18 protein-coding genes are annotated in these 17,332 nt (G+C 41.3%); 7 read left to right on the top strand and 11 right to left on the bottom strand.

The annotated features are described in order from the left end of the window. Positions 1 to 5: 5 nt before the first annotated feature. The 3 genes from RMX89_RS07975 to RMX89_RS07985 all read left to right on the top strand — a co-directional run bounded on the left by RMX89_RS07975 (position 6) and on the right by RMX89_RS07985 (position 2,558). The gene (locus tag RMX89_RS07975; RefSeq protein ID WP_104906287.1) at positions 6 to 236 is read left to right on the top strand and encodes a DUF6737 family protein; all 231 of its coding nucleotides are present in this window, start codon (positions 6 to 8) and stop codon (positions 234 to 236) included. 173 nt (positions 237 to 409) lie between these two features. Next, positions 410 to 658: a hypothetical protein gene (locus RMX89_RS07980; protein ID WP_322688551.1), complete on the top strand. Its 249-nt coding sequence runs from the start codon at positions 410 to 412 to the stop codon at positions 656 to 658. Positions 659 to 1,538: 880 nt separating this feature from the next. Then, positions 1,539 to 2,558 carry a sensor domain-containing diguanylate cyclase gene (locus tag RMX89_RS07985; RefSeq protein WP_322688552.1) on the top strand — a complete coding sequence of 340 codons (1,020 nt, stop codon included), beginning with the start codon at positions 1,539 to 1,541 and terminating at the stop codon, positions 2,556 to 2,558. Between the two features lie 84 nt (positions 2,559 to 2,642). Here RMX89_RS07985 and RMX89_RS07990 read toward each other — a convergent pair whose 3' ends face one another. Together RMX89_RS07990 and RMX89_RS07995 are read right to left on the bottom strand one after the other, a co-directional pair. After that, positions 2,643 to 3,233, bottom strand: a complete 591-nt coding sequence (locus RMX89_RS07990) for a thioredoxin family protein (protein ID WP_322688553.1) — start codon at positions 3,231 to 3,233, stop codon at positions 2,643 to 2,645. A 219-nt stretch (positions 3,234 to 3,452) separates the two neighbouring features. After that, positions 3,453 to 5,363, bottom strand: coding sequence for an acetate--CoA ligase family protein (locus tag RMX89_RS07995; RefSeq protein ID WP_322688554.1), 1,911 nt, complete (start codon positions 5,361 to 5,363; stop codon positions 3,453 to 3,455). A 328-nt stretch (positions 5,364 to 5,691) separates the two neighbouring features. Between RMX89_RS07995 and RMX89_RS08000 the strand changes: the two genes are divergently transcribed. Next, on the top strand, positions 5,692 to 5,895 hold the full coding sequence (locus tag RMX89_RS08000) for a hypothetical protein (protein WP_322674187.1): 204 nt from the start codon (positions 5,692 to 5,694) through the stop codon (positions 5,893 to 5,895). Between the two features lie 403 nt (positions 5,896 to 6,298). Continuing rightward, positions 6,299 to 7,153 carry a cyanophycinase gene (locus RMX89_RS08005; protein WP_322674186.1) on the top strand — a complete coding sequence of 285 codons (855 nt, stop codon included), beginning with the start codon at positions 6,299 to 6,301 and terminating at the stop codon, positions 7,151 to 7,153. Positions 7,154 to 7,415: 262 nt separating this feature from the next. Here the strand turns inward: RMX89_RS08005 and RMX89_RS08010 are convergent, their stop codons facing one another. The 8 genes from RMX89_RS08010 to RMX89_RS08045 all read right to left on the bottom strand — a co-directional run bounded on the left by RMX89_RS08010 (position 7,416) and on the right by RMX89_RS08045 (position 15,161). Further along, on the bottom strand, positions 7,416 to 8,333 hold the full coding sequence (locus tag RMX89_RS08010; RefSeq protein WP_322688555.1) for a M23 family metallopeptidase: 918 nt from the start codon (positions 8,331 to 8,333) through the stop codon (positions 7,416 to 7,418). 412 nt (positions 8,334 to 8,745) lie between these two features. After that, positions 8,746 to 9,753, bottom strand: coding sequence for a phycobilisome rod-core linker polypeptide (locus RMX89_RS08015; protein WP_322688556.1), 1,008 nt, complete (start codon positions 9,751 to 9,753; stop codon positions 8,746 to 8,748). Between the two features lie 345 nt (positions 9,754 to 10,098). Beyond that, complete coding sequence (locus RMX89_RS08020) at positions 10,099 to 10,437, bottom strand: CpeR family transcriptional regulator (protein ID WP_099102916.1); 339 nt, start codon at positions 10,435 to 10,437, stop codon at positions 10,099 to 10,101. After that, entirely contained in the window at positions 10,431 to 11,060 is a 630-nt protein-coding gene (locus RMX89_RS08025; protein WP_322688557.1) for a chromophore lyase CpcT/CpeT, read from the bottom strand. The genes RMX89_RS08020 and RMX89_RS08025 overlap by 7 nt, the downstream gene beginning before the upstream one ends. A 155-nt stretch (positions 11,061 to 11,215) precedes the next feature. Beyond that, entirely contained in the window at positions 11,216 to 11,740 is a 525-nt protein-coding gene (locus RMX89_RS08030) for a phycobiliprotein lyase (RefSeq protein ID WP_322674182.1), read from the bottom strand. Between the two features lie 293 nt (positions 11,741 to 12,033). Continuing rightward, positions 12,034 to 12,792: a phycobilisome rod-core linker polypeptide gene (locus RMX89_RS08035; protein ID WP_322688558.1), complete on the bottom strand. Its 759-nt coding sequence runs from the start codon at positions 12,790 to 12,792 to the stop codon at positions 12,034 to 12,036. Positions 12,793 to 13,263: 471 nt separating this feature from the next. Continuing rightward, positions 13,264 to 14,127 (bottom strand): phycobilisome linker polypeptide, encoded by an 864-nt coding sequence (locus RMX89_RS08040; protein ID WP_322688559.1) that lies wholly within the window; start codon positions 14,125 to 14,127, stop codon positions 13,264 to 13,266. A 452-nt stretch (positions 14,128 to 14,579) separates the two neighbouring features. Continuing rightward, a complete protein-coding gene (locus RMX89_RS08045) occupies positions 14,580 to 15,161 on the bottom strand; it encodes a phycobilisome protein (protein ID WP_322688560.1) in 582 nt (193 codons plus the stop codon). Positions 15,162 to 15,363: 202 nt separating this feature from the next. Here RMX89_RS08045 and RMX89_RS08050 point away from each other — a divergent pair, with 202 nt between their 5' ends. Together RMX89_RS08050 and RMX89_RS08055 are read left to right on the top strand one after the other, a co-directional pair. Next, positions 15,364 to 16,026 (top strand): HEAT repeat domain-containing protein, encoded by a 663-nt coding sequence (locus tag RMX89_RS08050; RefSeq protein WP_322688561.1) that lies wholly within the window; start codon positions 15,364 to 15,366, stop codon positions 16,024 to 16,026. 151 nt (positions 16,027 to 16,177) lie between these two features. Then, complete coding sequence (locus RMX89_RS08055) at positions 16,178 to 16,378, top strand: hypothetical protein (protein WP_322674177.1); 201 nt, start codon at positions 16,178 to 16,180, stop codon at positions 16,376 to 16,378. Between the two features lie 93 nt (positions 16,379 to 16,471). Here RMX89_RS08055 and RMX89_RS08060 read toward each other — a convergent pair whose 3' ends face one another. Next, positions 16,472 to 17,296: a pentapeptide repeat-containing protein gene (locus RMX89_RS08060; protein ID WP_322688562.1), complete on the bottom strand. Its 825-nt coding sequence runs from the start codon at positions 17,294 to 17,296 to the stop codon at positions 16,472 to 16,474. Positions 17,297 to 17,332 lie beyond the last annotated feature (36 nt).

Here is a 17,332-nt window from a genome sequence, read left to right on the forward strand (position 1 = left end):
AACTAATGTCTGAACAAAAGCCCATAAATCCTTGGAACTACAAACCTTGGTGGTGTCAACCTTGGTCTATAGTTCTCACAGGTGTAACACTGATTGGTGGTAGCTGGTTACTATTTAAAACTATCTGGCTAACAGTTCTCGTTTCCATCCCGATAGGAACGTGGATGGTATTTTTTGTGTTGTTTTGGCCACAACTAATGATTCGCAGTGGAATTTTAGAATCGTATAAAGAGTAGTTTGAGCTTAATGTAATGCGGGAAATTAGTCTAGGTAGAGAAAATTATTCCACCACGTTCGAGATTTAGTATATCTGATTGTATGCAGCTAATTATATCAAGTTCGGGTGATTACTTGTAATAAAATCTATCGATGTAGCGACTGTTTTAAAAATCAAACAATCGACTTGTTTGTGAAGATTTATGAAAGCGATGCCTACAACGGGCTACGCCTACGCACCTATGTACTCGATCGCGGTGCGACTAAGTTTGAAGTACCTCAAAACGACTTTGGAGTACCTCAAAACGACTTTGAAGTACCTCAACACGACTTTGAAGTACCTCAAAACGACTTTGAAGTACCTCAAAACGACTTTGGAGTACCTCAAAACGACTTTGGAGTACCTCAAAACGACTTTGAAGTACCTCAAAACGACTTTTAAGTACCTCAACACGACTTCGAGGTATCTGTTGCTTATACAGCAGTCCTAAATCATTCGTGAGTTGAGTCAGATTTTTTAGTCACCTGATTTTTTTGCCTGAAAGGCTTGTAAATCAGCGCCTTTTAGGGAATGAATCAGCCCTGCCTTATCAAGGGGGACAACAGAAAATTTAGTTCCCTCCCCAAGACATACTACGGTGTGTGTACAAGTCAAATTACCCCCCTTAATCCCCCCTTATAAAGGGGGGAAATAAGAAAAATCCGGTTCCCTCCCCAATACATACGGGGAGGGTTAGGGTGGGGTAAAACCGTGATTTCTCGGCTATTTCAGACTTGTGTATACACCGTAGCTGCCCTTGGTAAGGAGGGAGGTCTACCACTTCTTCTAAAATACGTATTATATCTGCGTAAGCGTGCAGAGATGAGCAAAACTGTGCTGCAAAGTTAAGCGATCGCTCAAGCAAATTATAAGAAGAAGTTCTCCTAATCGGTTTCTAACCCTCGGAACTTACGTAGATATAAACTAATTAGTAGTATCAAAAACATTAATCCATGATAAAGAACTCTAACAATAAAATAAGTTTTAATAATTTTTTAATAAAATTGATATTTATTAAGCTTCTTTAGGGCAAAAGACCTTGTAAGTATCTAAATAGTTAGGTAATTTGCACAGGGAAAGTTAGGGTGACATGAACAACAGAGTAAACCAAAGGCATGAAGCACATAATGTAATAAAATATTTCTGTATATTCAACCGAATGTTGATTTTCGTTGCAGAGATATTTATGTTACCCAGCCTTGTAGCTGGAGAGGTAATACCGCGGTTGTTTCAAAATTTACAATGCCCTAGACTTTCCTGGCTAAGGCGTAGACATTCATCTGTGAAAATCCAACCTGTTCCTCTACCTGACAATGAAACGGAAAGGCTCAAAGCACTGGCAGACTACAATATTCTAGATACCCTACCCGAACAAGCATTTGATGACCTAACTGCGATCGCTGCCTACATTTGTAAGACTCCAATTGCTTTAATTAGCTTAATTGATAGCGATCGCCAATGGTTTAAATCTAAGCTTGGACTAAAAAGTAGCGAAATACCCAGAGATTGGTCTTTTTGCTCCCATGCCATTCTGCAACCAGATGATATATTAGTGGTTTCTAACGCCCTTAAAGACGAACGCTTTAATAACAATCCCTTAGTCAAAGGTAATCCCAAAATTCGTTTTTATGCTGGTGTCCCTCTAATTACGCCTGATGGTCTTCCAATTGGGACATTGTGTGTTATGGATACCATTCCTCATCACTTAAATTATCAGCAGTTAGATGCATTGCGCCGCCTAAGTCGTCAGGCGATCGCTCAAATAGAACTCATTCAGGAAGTTCGCTACCGCAAACAAGCAGAGATTGAAGGAAGACAGTTATCGCTGACTGATGAACTAACAGGTTTGCATAACCGACGTGCTTTCTTGCTGATGGCTGCACAGCAGTTGAAAATTGCTCACCGCATGAAAGTGTTTTGCTGGGTTATTTTCATTGATTTAGATGGACTAAAACAGATTAACGACACCCTTGGTCATGACATGGGAGATGCCTTGATTATTGATGCTGGTCGATTACTTAAGCAAAGTTTTCGGAGTTCAGATATTGTTGCCCGCTTGGGTGGAGATGAGTTCATTGTTTTCATCTCTAGCTACTTTAAGGACGCTGATAGTATCCAAGCGCGTCTACAAACAAATATCGCTAACTTTAATCAACAGCAAAACCGTAGCTATAAACTTTCGATGAGTATTGGCATAGAGCGTTACTCACCAGAGAGCAATATGTCACTAGAACAACTAATCGCTAGGTCTGACAAATTAATGTATGCTCAAAAGCGTCTCAAGCGGCAATCAGTTACATAGAATATCCCATCACATAACAGTCTTTAACTACGAATTACGAATTACGAACTTGTACTGAGCGTAGCCGAAGTATTACGAATTATTTTAATTTACCACCTGGCTCCCATGACTGCGGGGATCGTCTTGATTCGCCGTTGGTGCTACTGGGGCTGAAAACTTAGAAACTTTACCGCTAGCTTGAGCATAAGGGAGAGAGGAACCAGTAACCAAAGCTTCTAAGTTACTAGCCATAATCTTCCGGGGTTGATCGCCGATCGCTTGGGCTATGGTTTCTCCTTGCTGACTCAAAAATACAAAATGAGGAATTCCATCCACCCGAAATCTCAGCATTTCCGGCAGCCACTTGGTATTATCTACATTCAACATGACAAAATTCATCTTGTCAGCATACTCTGTTTCTAGTTGAGTGATATCTGGTGCCATTTTTTGGCAGACAGTACACCAATCAGCATAAAACTCTACTAGAGATGGTTTGCCATTGCTGAGGGCTACTTCTAACGGTGTGGAAGTCTCACTTAACTTAGCTAGAGTTGCCGAGGTTGTTTCAGTTCGCAATCCTAAGACGAGGGAAACGCTAAGTGCGATCGCTACCATTATAATTAAGAAGTTTCTCAGACGCTTCCCGAATGTAGATTCAGGTTTTTCGGGAGAATTAACAGATGAATCAGTACTCATAACAGCAGAATTATTAAAACTTCTTAAGCAATTTCTTCTTTAGTTTAGCTGACTCTACGCTCTTTAATTTCTCTAGCTTTGGAACAGTTGAACTGGGGGTTGGGGATTGGGGATTGGGCATTGGGCATTGGGCATTGGGCATTGGTTATAAATTATTCTCCCCTGCCCGCCTACTCCCCAGTCCCCAGTCCCCAATCCCCAGTCCCCTATTTACTTAACTTACAAAATTGCTCCAGTTTCCTTCAAATAAACCCGCGTAAATGGTTCATCTTCACCCAAAGTATAATCTTCAATCAACCCTTTGCGACGAATAGAAATATCGTTGCCTTTTTTAATCACCACAGTCGAACCATCGAAAACATCTCGCGCCAAAATCATCTCAATTTCGGTGGGATTATCCAAAACTACGATATTACTATTTTGGTAAAATATGCCCTGTTCTTCGAGGATTTCTTCAGGATACTCGGCAATTAGCAAATCAACTTTGGGATGACGCAGCAAAGTTTGGACATTACTGTTGTAATCTTTGCTTAATACTTTTTTCGAGCGATTCACAAAAACAGCATCACGGCAAACAGCACCTATTGTCCAGTTGGGATTTTGCAAAAGGATATGGTCAATCGTTGCTTGCAGTTCTTCAACTGAGATTTTGTTAAAGGTAATAATTGGTATCCTGGCATCTGTACCCGACTCAAAAAAGGTTTCTAAAATATGAGAAGGTACATCAACACTTTCACCAACAGAAGGTTTCAGATGCATTAAAACGCCTGGTGCAGCATTGATTTCTAAGATGGCAAAGTTACTGGATTTCCAAGATTCTGCAAGACTTTTGGTGATTACATCAATCCCCAGGCAAGTCAGTTGGAAATGTTGAGCAATATCTTGCGCCAAGATAATATTGTCATCATGAACTGTCGGGGTTGCATCGATGCTCATACCTCCAGCTGAAAGATTGGCAACTTTACGCAGGTAAACAGTGCGTCCTTTCTCAATCACGCTCTCTAATGATAAACGCTGTTCTTCTAGGTAGAGTTCCATCGCTTCATCGATCTGAATTTTACTCATCGGCGAGGTTGGCGTGTCTAAACGTGCAGGTTTGCGGTTTTCTTGGCGAATTAACTCTGCAAGCGTTAAATACCCATCACCCACAACTGATGCGGGACGGCGTTCTGTGGCGGCGACAAATCGACCATTAACACACAGCATACGAAAATCCGATCCTGTGATGCTTTTCTCAACAATTATTCGGGTTTGCTGATTTTCGGGAATCGCTGCCAGTGACCGATTAAAAGCAGATATCAGTTCTTTTGAGTCTTGTACATCAGCCGTGACACCAATTCCTTTGTGACCTACCACTGGCTTAACTGCCACTGGGTAGCCAATTTCTCGTGCTGCTGCCAAAGCTTCTTTTTCGGTAAAGACAATACTACCTTCAGGTACTGGGAAACCCAAGGTTTTCAAAAATGCCTTACAATCATCCTTGCGGGTAGTAAATTCCGAATCTAGATGGCTATCGCAGTTAAATGTTGTTGCTACTCCCCGGACGTGTTTTTTTCCTAAACCGTATTGCATCAATCCTTCTTCCCACAAATAAAAGGCGGGAATACCTTTTTCATAAGCTGTTCGCAATAGGGCGTAAACCGTGGGGCCTCCGTAGACAGATGCGCGAAATTTATCTTGCAGCCTTACCAGCTGGTCATCAAAAGCAAAGTCTTCATCTTGGGTAATGGCTTCAAACCAATCCCAAACAAAGTAAATTACCTCTCTAGTTGTGCGTTCATGTAGTGATTGAATGCTAATCCGGGTGAGATTTGGATATGGCTTCACACTCCAGCGATTAAGGTGTAAATCCATGTCCAATTTTGCGGCTTCGGATACAACTTGGGCAAAGAGATGGGCATAAGATTCGTAGGTTTGCTCGCGAAGATTTGGATAGCGATCGCCAATGCTGGCAATATAATCTTCAATGGGCAAAGGCTCTCTAGAGTCAATTAGAGCAAAATCAAATGCTAGCGCCCCTACATTTAAATAAGGGTTGGGGCCAAGGTAATGCTTGAAGTTGAAAATATCGAATACATCTGTTCTTCTAGCATTAATGCGGACTAATTCACTGCTTTTTTGTAGAACCATTGATTACGAACCTTCGGCTAAACACCCTAAATTTTTAATGCTGAGTTGTAATTACTCAGACTTATAGATTGTAGATTGACTCAGGTTAATTTTGGAGAGTGATGGCTTTGCCACTGAGCTAATCAGAACCCACGTTAACTTTATTACTAAGCATTTTTAACTATCTTAAGGCATAATTAAATCTTCAATCTTCTGCTAGGAACCAAGAACAGTCAATTCATCCTCATGAATAATTAAAGATATAACCTTTGAAAGGTACAACACTCATCCTAAAATTGTATAAATATATGTAGGGCATTAAAAAGACAGTATAAAAAGACAGCAAAGTATGAATAGCACACAAGCTGCTCTAAGAGATGAAATTCGAGAACTGGCTGACGAAGCTTTTCACCAAAAGCTGATCTCTGGACATGGGGATGGCCCAGACATGAATGAATATCAAATTGTCTACCAAGGCAAACCCAGGCATCTCCCACTCGAACAAGCACGTTTTTTCTTAACTAACTTGCTTTACAAAAGTCGGATTCATTAGAACTTGCCATCAGATATCTATTTGCATCTAGCTAGGGTCAATACCAATTACTCGCATCGCCCGATAAATCTCCAATAGATCGTTAGCAATATTGCCAAAAATGCCTCTAGAAAATACTTCTAGAGGCAGTTGATGTTGTAGATTTTATTTAGTGACTGGAAAATTAAATAATTTTTCAGAAAAGTATTTTGGTCTAATTGCGATGTCTAACGACAAGCCGCTTCTGTACGAACGCGAACAGGGTGTCGCAGACAAACGCTTTGCGTAGCAAGATCCCCGTAGGGGTATGCGTCTACGCAAATGTTAACCCTACTTTTATCAAGTAATCTATCAAAGGGATGATTTGATACATTGAATTGTCATGTTTTAGTGAAATTTATTAACTCAAATCCCAGGGAGCATCATGGTTGAAAGTAATATCAAAAAGCAGTTAGTAATTATTGGCGGAGCCGAAGATAAAGAGGGTGATTCCGTAATTTTGCGGGACTTTGTCAGACGCGCTGGAGGTACAAAGGCGTATATTGTAATTCTGACAGCAGCCACAGAACTACCAAGAGAAGTGGGAGAAAATTACATCAGAGTGTTTGAGCGCCTGGGAGCCGAAACTGTTCGCATTATTGATACAGAAACCCGTGAAGATGCAGCTTCATCTACCGCGTTGGAAGCTATTAATAAAGCAACTGGGGTGTTTTTTACAGGGGGAGATCAAGCTCGTATTACCAACATCCTCAAGGACACCGAAATCGATGCGGCGATTCACCAGCGCTATTCTGAAGGCGCAGTTATCGCAGGCACAAGCGCCGGAGCTGCTGTGATGCCAGACGTAATGATTGTGGAAGGCGACTCAGAAACACATCCTCGGATTGAAACTGTCGATATGGGCCCAGGTATGGGATTTTTACCAGGGGTAGTAATTGACCAGCATTTTTCCCAACGGGGACGCTTGGGACGTTTAATATCAGCTTTGGTACTACAGCCTGCTGTCTTAGGATTTGGTATTGATGAAAATACCGCTATGGTAGTGGTAGATAACCAAGTTGAAGTAATTGGTGAAGGTGCGGTTACGATTGTTGATGAATCAGAAGCTACATATAACAATGTGGACGAAATTTTGAAGGATGAGTCTTTGGCAATTTGTGGAGCAAAGCTTCATATTTTGCCACATGGCTTCAAATTTGACCTGAAAACTCGTCAACCTCTCGTAAACAATGGCTCTGTATCAAATGCCTCTCAACCACTTGCTTCAATTAACACTTAACTTTTAGCAAGTGTATTTCAACAGAAAGTTTTATTGAACAGAATTCAGGAGTCAAAATTCTGAATTCTGCATTCTTCTTCAACTAATTGCTGTAATACCCCCTGTCTGAACCTTTGGTAGGCAGGGGGTATGAAAGCTGTTTAAAACCTGAGTTTAAGCGAAATAAAGTCTGTGTAGTAGTTAAGTTTTTAACAATCTAGTATAGCAAAGAGTGATATTTAAAATAACCATCTTCACCAAAGTAAGTAAGGTAGAAAGAATATCAAGGCGATTTCCTTAAACTATAAAAACTGTCAGAACGAATCTGACTGCCATTTCGCCAAACTTCAACTCTTTGTGGAGTGACTAAATAATAAAAACTACCATTATCTGCTCGATATCTGTCTTTACCAATATTCAAAGCTACTATCTTTATAGGCTTGCTTGGGGCTTGCTTCAATTGCCCAATATAAAATAATTGACCATTTTCTTTACAGACTTTTATACGAGAGCTTATAGTCTCACCTTCAATAAGACTAATTCCATTACATTTAGTATCAGTGCTTACAGGTGCAAAATCTATAGGAATTGGCTGTTGTGAGGGTGAAACTTGATTTGCTACTGGGGGTGGCGAAACTGGGCGGTTCTGGTTATCCACTTGCTGAATTTTAGAACCAAAGCCAACACTTGCAGTTACGGATGTCAACAAACGAAGAGGGTCAACTGCTATTCGACCATTTGGATGAACTTCAAAATGCAGATGAGGTGCTGTACTATTGCCTGTAGATCCCATCTCGGCAATCATTTGACCTTGAGTAACCTGTTGACCTTTGCTTACCAACAAACGGCGATTGTGACCATAAACAGTAATGCTGCCATCGAGATGTTTAATAGTTATGGCATTTCCTAATCCCCAATTATCCCAACCTGCTTTAACAACTGTACCGGATGCCGCAGCAATAACAGGAGTTCCAGACGCCCCTGCAATATCAATGCCTTCATGTTGATATTTGCGGAAGCCTTGAGAAATAAACCCTTTAGTTGGCCAGATTAAGTTAGAAGTAGGGATAGGAGTTTGCCCAATTGGGGAATCGTCTGCCAATTGTGTTAAGGCAGATGTAGGTGTAGTTAATACAGCCGTTAAGGATATTAACCCAACTAGTCCATAAGTACGGTATCGATAAACTATAGATTTTTTCATAAGTTGCAAGTCTATTAGAACAATAATTCAGACACTTTCTGATTATTTGTTGTTTCAAGCTTACTCGCAAAATATCAGGAAATCTTTAAGCTGTTACGCAAAAAGAAAAGCACATCAACTGGTGTACCCCTCTGGGGAAGCAAGCTACGCACAGCGTCTCCTTCAGGAGAGGTTGTCCTAAGTCAATTGTCCTTTATCCTTGGTAAACACAAATGACTAATGACGGTCTACACGGAAAATAGTGCAATATGTAGTTGCGTTAGCTTAGTGAGTTTGTAGCTTTCTAGCTTGTTAGACTTTAAATTCACCAACGAGTTCTTGATTTTATATCATGTCTACAGTAAAAAAATAGGTGAGTTAAACTTGCCTAACCCACCCGATAAAATTAAACATTAGAGAAATATTAGAGAAATTAACCATTAAAAACGCGACTGCGCCATTTATTCAACCGAGCTTCCCCAATTGTTGCAGATCGTCGAGCATCAGCAATTTGCTCTTGCAAAGCTGAAATCTGTTTTTCTTGGGCGTCAGCTTGCTGTTGCAAAGATGTATACTCACCTGTGCTAGTGGGTACACTAGAAGACTGCCAAGTACTACTAAATTTTGTTGTGCCGATGCTGGCAAATGGTCGTAAGTCTGCTAATTGTTGTTGCAAAGTTGCAATCTGGCTTTCTTGCTCTTTAATTTTTTGCCGCAAGCTTTCCTCGGCTGCTGTGGAAGCTGCAATAAAGGTATTAACTGGAGCAGCAGTTTCTGGCTTGGGCTTGAATATTTCAGCCAGCAATGCACTAATATCTGTGAGTTTCTGTCTGCCGTAAGGAGCGTTGGTAATTAGCGATCGCACCAGTTGAGGTTCATTATTCGATGCTAGGTTCTTATCACTGCTAGAGTTGCTCCGCAACAGTTGTAACATATTGGTAAATTCCAATATCTTTTTGCCGGTTTGAGTTTTATAACCCCGGTAATATGGCACTATGTTCTCGCCAAAGGCATCTAGATACTCGTCGCTATCAAGATAAGAATCAATATCCGCTTCAAAACCTTTCTCATCTAGAATGTTGCTGTGATGTATCGTCTCGGAGTAATCATCAGGAGCGCGTCCGAGTAGATGCTTAAAGTTCAGTTCAATTGCCCGGTAGCGGTAAACGTTATCAAAAAATCTAGAGCGATATAACTCTGATTTGGCAACTTGACGCACAAACTCACGCACATCGATTATACCTTGCTTGAGTTGGGATTCTGGAACTACGAGCCGCTCACTTTCCATGATGTAAGCATTACCCAACACTTGCCGATAAACTGCTCGAATTACAATTTCAATATCATCAACTGAAGCAGTAGTCCACAGTTCTATAGGTTCTGTTTGGGGAAATGCTTGATATTGGCGTCGTCTGGTTTCTTCGTCTAAGAAGGTCTGCATAGTTGGGTTATTGTGGGTAAGGGGAACTAATTTGTCAAGTAAAATAAAATTTCTGTAGTAGGGTGGCAATACTAAAATGCAAAGCCATAACAGTCCCTACTTAAGATTTACTAATTCCTGGTTATTGATATTAACTTATCAACTTTTGGTGATTTTTTTAGTTACATTTTCTAACAAACTTAGACGGCTAACTATTAATAACTAACAACTAATCACAATGAGAAATTAGCAATTAGACATTAATAATTAGCCGTCAACCCCCTTGGGGAGTATTTAAAATTCAAAACTTAATTTTGAATTAGAGTATAAACGCCTGTCAGAACAATTTCTACAGGATAGTAACTCTCAAGCACGCTCATCAAATCTAGTGTAGAAACCACCGTATTTGATCCAGTATTGTTTCAAAGTATGATGAGGTGTATGTAAACTGGCTTTTGCCTGATATAAAATTACTTGGCGATGATCGCCCATCCAAATTTTGTTAACTGGGTCAACGGATATTACTGTCCCTCCTAAAGAAGCAACGCATTCAGAGAATCTCTCAATCGTTGTATATTCTAATGTCTCGAATATAAAAAAATTACCCGAACAAATCAAATGGCGGCTGCGAATCCAGCAGCGCATTTTTTTTTCAGCCAGTGGAGGCAACATTTTGGTTTTAACAGATTCAAGCTGAATCAACATGATGCGCTCACCGCACGTAATTCATCAGCAAAACTCTCCCGTTTTTCAAATTGTAATGGCCCAGCAGTAGATCCCCATATTTGCTTATGGGTTTCAATATCCATGCCTTTATCTAGACTTATCCAAGTACGCTCAGTTATTTCTACTTCGCTGACAAGATATGTCTGGCATCCATTGCGTTTAATCAGACATTGATTGCCTGGTTCCACACTACCTCGAAACATTTCACCTTCTCGTTGGAAAACCATCGAACAGTGATAACGCCGTTCGATGCTTTCTGGGGTAATGGTTTTGAGGATATCTAATTCACGAGCTGCACCTGCATAAAGCATCTGATCTTTCAAGCTGTAATTTTCGATATAAATGCGATCGCCCCAATCGACTAGTCGATGTACTCCTTGACGGTAGGGTGTCCATAAATCGTGGTCATAAGCTTGTTCAGAATAGAAACCGATACCAGAAAAAAATTCAATCGGTAAAGGACGAAAATAAATGTGAATGTGGGCGTAAAGTTGCGGATTTGCAAAAGATTGCTTGTAGTTGCTAAAATCTCCTGCCATCCAACAGGCTAAGGTGAGCAAATCGCTAGCGTTAGTGCTAGATTCGCTGGGCGCTATCGTCACGTCGCTTCGCTCCAAATTCAAAATTCAAAACTTGTACTGAGCTTGTCGTTGGCGTAGCCTCTCCGCCAGGAGAAGTATTCACGTATTACAATCTCCATAAATAAATTTAGGAGCTTGTATCCTTTTATGTTTTAACCTGATATTTGCTAATTGATTTAAGACAAAGAGCGAATCTCTGAAGAAAAGGAAGCTGTTGTCACACCTTTACCATCACTGGTTTTAATCGTCGCTACCCGAAATCGGAGATTTGGATTAGCAAACCAAATTCGCTCCTCAGCAGCAGCGAGTTCATACTCTGTTAACAGGGTAAAAATCCCATCATCACTCAGATGATATTTAGCCACTGCTGGAATTGTTTCAGCGTACCCCTTATCCCGCAGAAGTTTGCCTCTAGAAGGATTTTCGACATCGGGAATTGGTACTAGTACAGTACTGCCAGAGATTGGTTTATCGTCCCAGTCTGACTCACCTTCCCAAGTCATCCGAAAAGGGTGAGTGATACTGGCGGGTTCAGTGTTATACAATTGACAGATTGCTGCCACTGCTGGATCGTTAGTGGATAGAGACTCAATGTCAATGTTAGATAACACTTCTTCAAAGTGGGCGAATGCTAAATGATGAGCGCTACGCTGCGATCGCCATCGTCCAATTGAAAGTTCAAAAAAGTCAGTAATTTCCATTAGAAAAGTGATCTTAAAAAAGTAGCTTAAAATCCAAGAGATATCTTGGTAAAAAACAAAGTTATTCTCCTAGTCTATAATGTTAGCCTCCTTGACCACAACTGAATTTGGAGTGCTGAGTGGGGAGAGACGCGATTAATCGCGTCTGTACAAGAGTTAAGAGTAGAGACGCGATTAATCGCGTCTGTACAAGAGTTAGAAGTTAGGAGTTTTTTTTGTCCCCTTGTCCCCCTTGTCCCCCTTGTCCCCCTTGTCCCCAGTCCCCAGTCCCCAGTCTCCTTACTTAGACAAATCTAAGCAACTTCAGTGATACTGATAATTTTGCCGCCTGTGCGATGAATGTTTTGCACTTGTCCAGACAGTTGGTTGTAGTTAACTACGTATTCCAGATTGCCCAGACGAGTACGGAGATTACCTGCACCTTTGACAGCCTTAATCAAGAAGCGTTTGTCGGTGCTGTTTACACTAGAACCAGCTGCGGGAGCCTTGATGGATGTGGATAAATTAGAACCGATATCGCCGATTAGTTTGGCTTTGCGATCGCTATCACTGCTAGCGAATCCTCTGACTAAGCTAAAGGTGCGGTTAAAGGTAACATTTTTAATTCCGATTTGGGAGCTTGTGCTGCGAACATAAGGAACAATATTCTCGCCAAAATTCTGCTGATATTCCTTGCTATCGATATAGGAGTCGATCTCAGCATCATAGCCCTGTTCGTTGTAGATGCGGACGTGTTCGGAAATTTCTGCTTGATCGGCAGGAGGACGCCCTAGTAGGTGTTTGAAGTTCAGTTCAATGAACCGATACTGGGAAGAAGAGTTGAAAAACAGGGATTGATAAATCTCTGATTTCGCAACTATGTTGACGAATTCGCGGACGCTGATTTTGCGATCGCGCAATTGCGATTCAGCAGTGGCTAGTCGCTCACTTGACAACAAGTGAGCATTACCCAAAACCTGTTTGTAAACTGCCCGAATCAGTGTTTGTAATTCGCTTTCGCTGGTGTTCGGACGCAGTTCAACATTAGGTGAATCAATTGCCCAAAGTGACATTGAGGTATCTCCTGAAAAACGCTAATTTAATTTCCGAGCATCCTACCCCTTATGGAGGTAGAATTTCCCATCAGTTGTCAGTTATTTTTGCTACTGACTAGCTTTTGTAAAACTTTAGTTTGTGAAAATGTGTTAAATGTCTTCGTATATCACAACTGACGGCGGAATTGGTCAAACTCCAGATTAGCGATCGCTTTGGCTAACTTTTGAGCGATCGCGATTTACGCAAAAAATAGCCGAAAATCATTCTTTTCAGGTAAGGGCAATTTTATGTATACGCATACTTCTAGGTGGAAGCTAGCTATGCGGAGTGTCTCGCTCAGAAGCGGCTTTCCGCAAGGTATTGCCCTTGAGTGCGTTTAGTTTTGCGTAAATCCCAGAACGAGCGACACTGGGGATTGAAAGATTAGAGACTGAGTACACCGGAATTATTTCCCAATCCCTAATCTCTAAATCCCCAATTTTTATTCTTTAGTTGACAGGGGTAATACTGGCGATCGTGCCACCCTGCTTGTGAATCCGTTGATACTCTTGTGAAAGCTTATTGTATGGCACAAAAAAGACTTGGTTACTGCGACGAAATTTGGAAATATTATTTACCACATTTGCTTTGTAGCCAGTAACTTCAATCCGGTATACCTTACCATCATCACCAGAACCCACACCCTGACGAGTGCGAGGGGTAGATATTGGGTTGCGGAATGTAGCGCCCTTGCTGGCTGGTGAAACTACAGGAGTAGGCGTGCTTTGAATTAGCAAACTGTTTAATTTTGGTTGTTTGCCAGCTAAGTCACCTTTCAGGCTGCTGCTAGAAGAACCACGTACCAGTTGAAACAAGTGGGTAAACTGAACCAAACTCTGAATAGCTTCGGTTTTGTAGCCCCGAATATAAGGCACAATGTTTTCCCCAAAAGTTTCTTGGTATTCGTCGCTGTCTAGATAAGAATCAATCTCACCCTCAAAACCCTTTGTATCCAGAATAGTGCTGTGTGTACGCGTTTCTTCTAAATTCAATGGCGCACGACCAAAGAAATGTCTGAAATTTAATTCAATCGCCCGATAACGAGGGGTGTTATCAAAAAACCGCGAACGGTAAAGTTCTGACTTCCCGACTTGACGCACAAACCCGCGAACGCTAATCTCACCCCGTTTGAGTTGAGATTCAGCAACAGAAAGCCGCTCACTCTCCATTACATAAGCGTTGCCTAGAACTTGTTTATAGACAGTTCTAATTACGGTTTCAACATCCTCATTAGAGCGATTTGGCCACAGATCAATAGGATCGGTGTCTTCAAACAGAGCGACCCCTAATCGTGATGCTGGTCCAAAAGCCATTCAAACTATCTCCCAGTTAGTAACTAAATTTTATGAGAAGGATATTCAGCAGATGTTAAAAAACTTTACATCATAGTGACAAAGTAGGGGACATAGAGACTTTAAATCCTTATTAGTCGTGATGATTTTAAGTTTTTGCATCGTTTGCCTTTACACATTGTGATACGATGCTGAAACCATATTTATTAAAATTTGTTAAGTTAAATTATACTTTAGAGAAATTTTAGCTTTTTTTTAGTATTGGATTTGCAATTGGGATGCAAGTGATGGTATTTTGCCATTCCCTTAAGCCAGAGTATTAATTGTGCTGAGTCACTTAAGTTTATCTCAATCAGTGGGCATGAATAAATTCAACTATCTTACGCAATATAAAATTAAGTAATATTGTTTGTTAGTCAGGGCTGAAGCTCTGACTACAAACCTTTGATTATTCATGCCCACTTACGCTTAACTTATCGAATTTGGAAAGTAGCCAATTGGCTAATTAAATGGTCAAAATAGGGAGCAAGAATTTGCTGCCGATCGGCTTGGCAGCGTTTCAAACTAGCAGTTTTGATGCTTTTTAAGCCTAAAATCATTGCATCCAATGGAACTTGTAATTCCTGATAGAGCAAATTCATATAATGCAGTCCTGTGGGACTTGTATATTCAGTGTGGCCACCTGCTATGCCATAAGTAATGCAGCGAAGAAAATGCCAAAAATCTCGCCAGCAAGCTTGGGCGCGTTCAGGTGGATAAAGACCGCCTCCAGGCTGGATAATTTCGGGATAAGTTGCTAAAACTTGTTCTCTAGATTCATCAATGATTTCGGCGGCGCGATCGCGTAACAATTGAGCAACAGGAATCAACTCAGAATTATCGGGTGACAAGGTTTTAATCTGCGATAAATCTTCGTCACTGAGGTAGCGAAAAGCATCATCCGCAGCTTGAAATATAGCGATCGCTGCTTTTGGATGGGACTGTTCCCACTCAGCAAAGCTGACAATTCTAGCTTTGGCTATTAATTCTTTAACGGTTTCGCTTAATTGAGTCATTGATTTAGGGGATGGGGGATGGGGAATGGGGCATTGGGCATTGTGCTGGAAGGGGGACAAATCAATTCAAAATTCACGCATTCAAAATTCAAACATTTTAGAACTTCTGCCTCCTGCCTCCTGCCTCCTGCCTTTGCCTCTTCTTTTCCAATGCCCTATGCCCAATGCCCTAAAATAAAGAATAGCTGTACCAAATGCACTTATGGAAATCCATAAAATCCAAGCTGAACTAAAGAACCCAGATTTTCACTATCGTTTGAAGGCGATCGCCGCCCTAAATGATTATGAATCAGAAGTTGCAGTTCCTCTGCTTACGAGTAAACTTCATGACTCAGAATTTTTGGTGCGTTCTTTTGTGGCTAGGGGATTGGGTAATCAACAATCAGCGGAATCTTTTGCAGCTTTGATGCAAATTATGAAATTTGATGATACTCCCAACGTGCGGGCTGAGGCGGCAAATTCTTTATCGCTATTTGGCAGAGTCGCAGTTTCTCATCTAGTTTTGGCATATTATCAGGATGACCACTGGCTAGTTAGACGGAGCATTTTGGCTGCGATCGCTGAAATGGATTGCCCAGAAGAACTATTTGATATATGCGTTCAGGGTTTAAAAGATGAAGATTTCACAGTTCAGGAATCTTCTGTTGATGCACTCGGCTTACTAGCTAATTCTAGTCAACATACTGCGGCATTATCCCAAATACTAACGTTGGTGAATGATGAATCTTGGCGGATGCGCGTGCGAGTTAGCTATGCTCTCAAACGATTTGATGAACCGAAAGCCAAAGCAGCTCTGAACCAACTTAGACAGGATGAAGATCACCGAGTTGTCGGGGCTGCTTTAGAAGACCTGTTGCCACAATAGCGGCGTGCGTTTGTCTGCAATGCAATATTGTGAGAAAACTTATTAGATAAACAGTAAATATTTGACTTTACCTTAAATTTGACCAAAATATCCGGTTAATCTGCCAAAATCTTGAAGAAAAGATCAACTTTTTCGAGATGAGGAGGCATTTGTGACTGATATACAAACGGGTCAAATGACTTGGCGATTACCAGGTTCCTCAGAAATTGCCTTACATTTGCGGCATAATGCTTCGGAACCTTGGCGATCGTATAAAGAATTTCCCCAATATGTTCTACCCGATCCGCCTGGTTTTTCCGAAGGATACGCGACATTTTTAGCACTCCTGAAAAAGAACTGGCAGCCGTTGTAAACTCACTACAGAGCAACTGGTCAAACAATTTTGGATCGATTTATTTCGCTCACAAGGAGCGCGGCTTGCATCTAAAATCTAAAATTGGCACGGTCAAGCACTCAAACTTTCACGAGTTGTTTTGCGGGTATAGGCGTTCCAAACATCGAGTTCTGAATGTGGACGACTGGAAAGCATAGCTTTAGTTGCTTCTGTGAGTCCTTGAGCAAGAGTAAAATCTGCCCCAGCAATACTTTGAAGATGCTCCATCTCTGCATCACTGAGATCGGTTGCTCGCAGGTCTGTATCCCGCAAATCGGCTCCTGTCAATCGAGCATTCCGTAAGCAAGCCCCTGTCAAATAAGCTTTTGTTAGATCGGCACCACTCAAAGAAGCACCTTGCAAATTGGCTCCTGTCAAGTCAGCGCCACTCAGATAGGCTCCACGCAGATTAGCACCTTGTAAATCTGCATTTCGTAAAGAAGCTGTATTCAGAAAAGCACCATTGAGATTAGCACCCGGCCCTACCGCTCCCGAAGTTTTGTAGTTATATTCTTCGGGCCATTTCGTTTGGGAATCATAACGTGCTACTTGGAGTTTGGCTCCCTCCAAATTTGCGCCACTGAGATTTGCTTGTTGGAGATCGGCACGGTTTAAATAGGCTCCCTGCAAATTAGCCCCACTCAAATCGGCTCCTTGCAGATTAGCGCCTCGCAAATCTGCCCCACTCAAATCGAGATTACTTAATAGCACTTCACTGAGGTCGGCTCCTAATAGATTGGCTTTACTCAAGTTAGCTTGTCGGAAATCGACTTCCTTGAGATTAAATTGGTACAAATCTATCGAATCCACAGGGATTCCGGCTTTCAGGGCTGTTAAGATTTCTGGAGTTGGACTGGGGCGAACGCTTGTAATAAGTTGAATTTCACTATTTGTCATCAGCTGATTAAAATATCACTTTTGGAGTTATTCTAC

Origin of the sequence: Nostoc sp. DedSLP04, assembly GCF_034530775.1 — a bacterium.
Lineage (GTDB): Bacteria > Cyanobacteriota > Cyanobacteriia > Cyanobacteriales > Nostocaceae > Nostoc.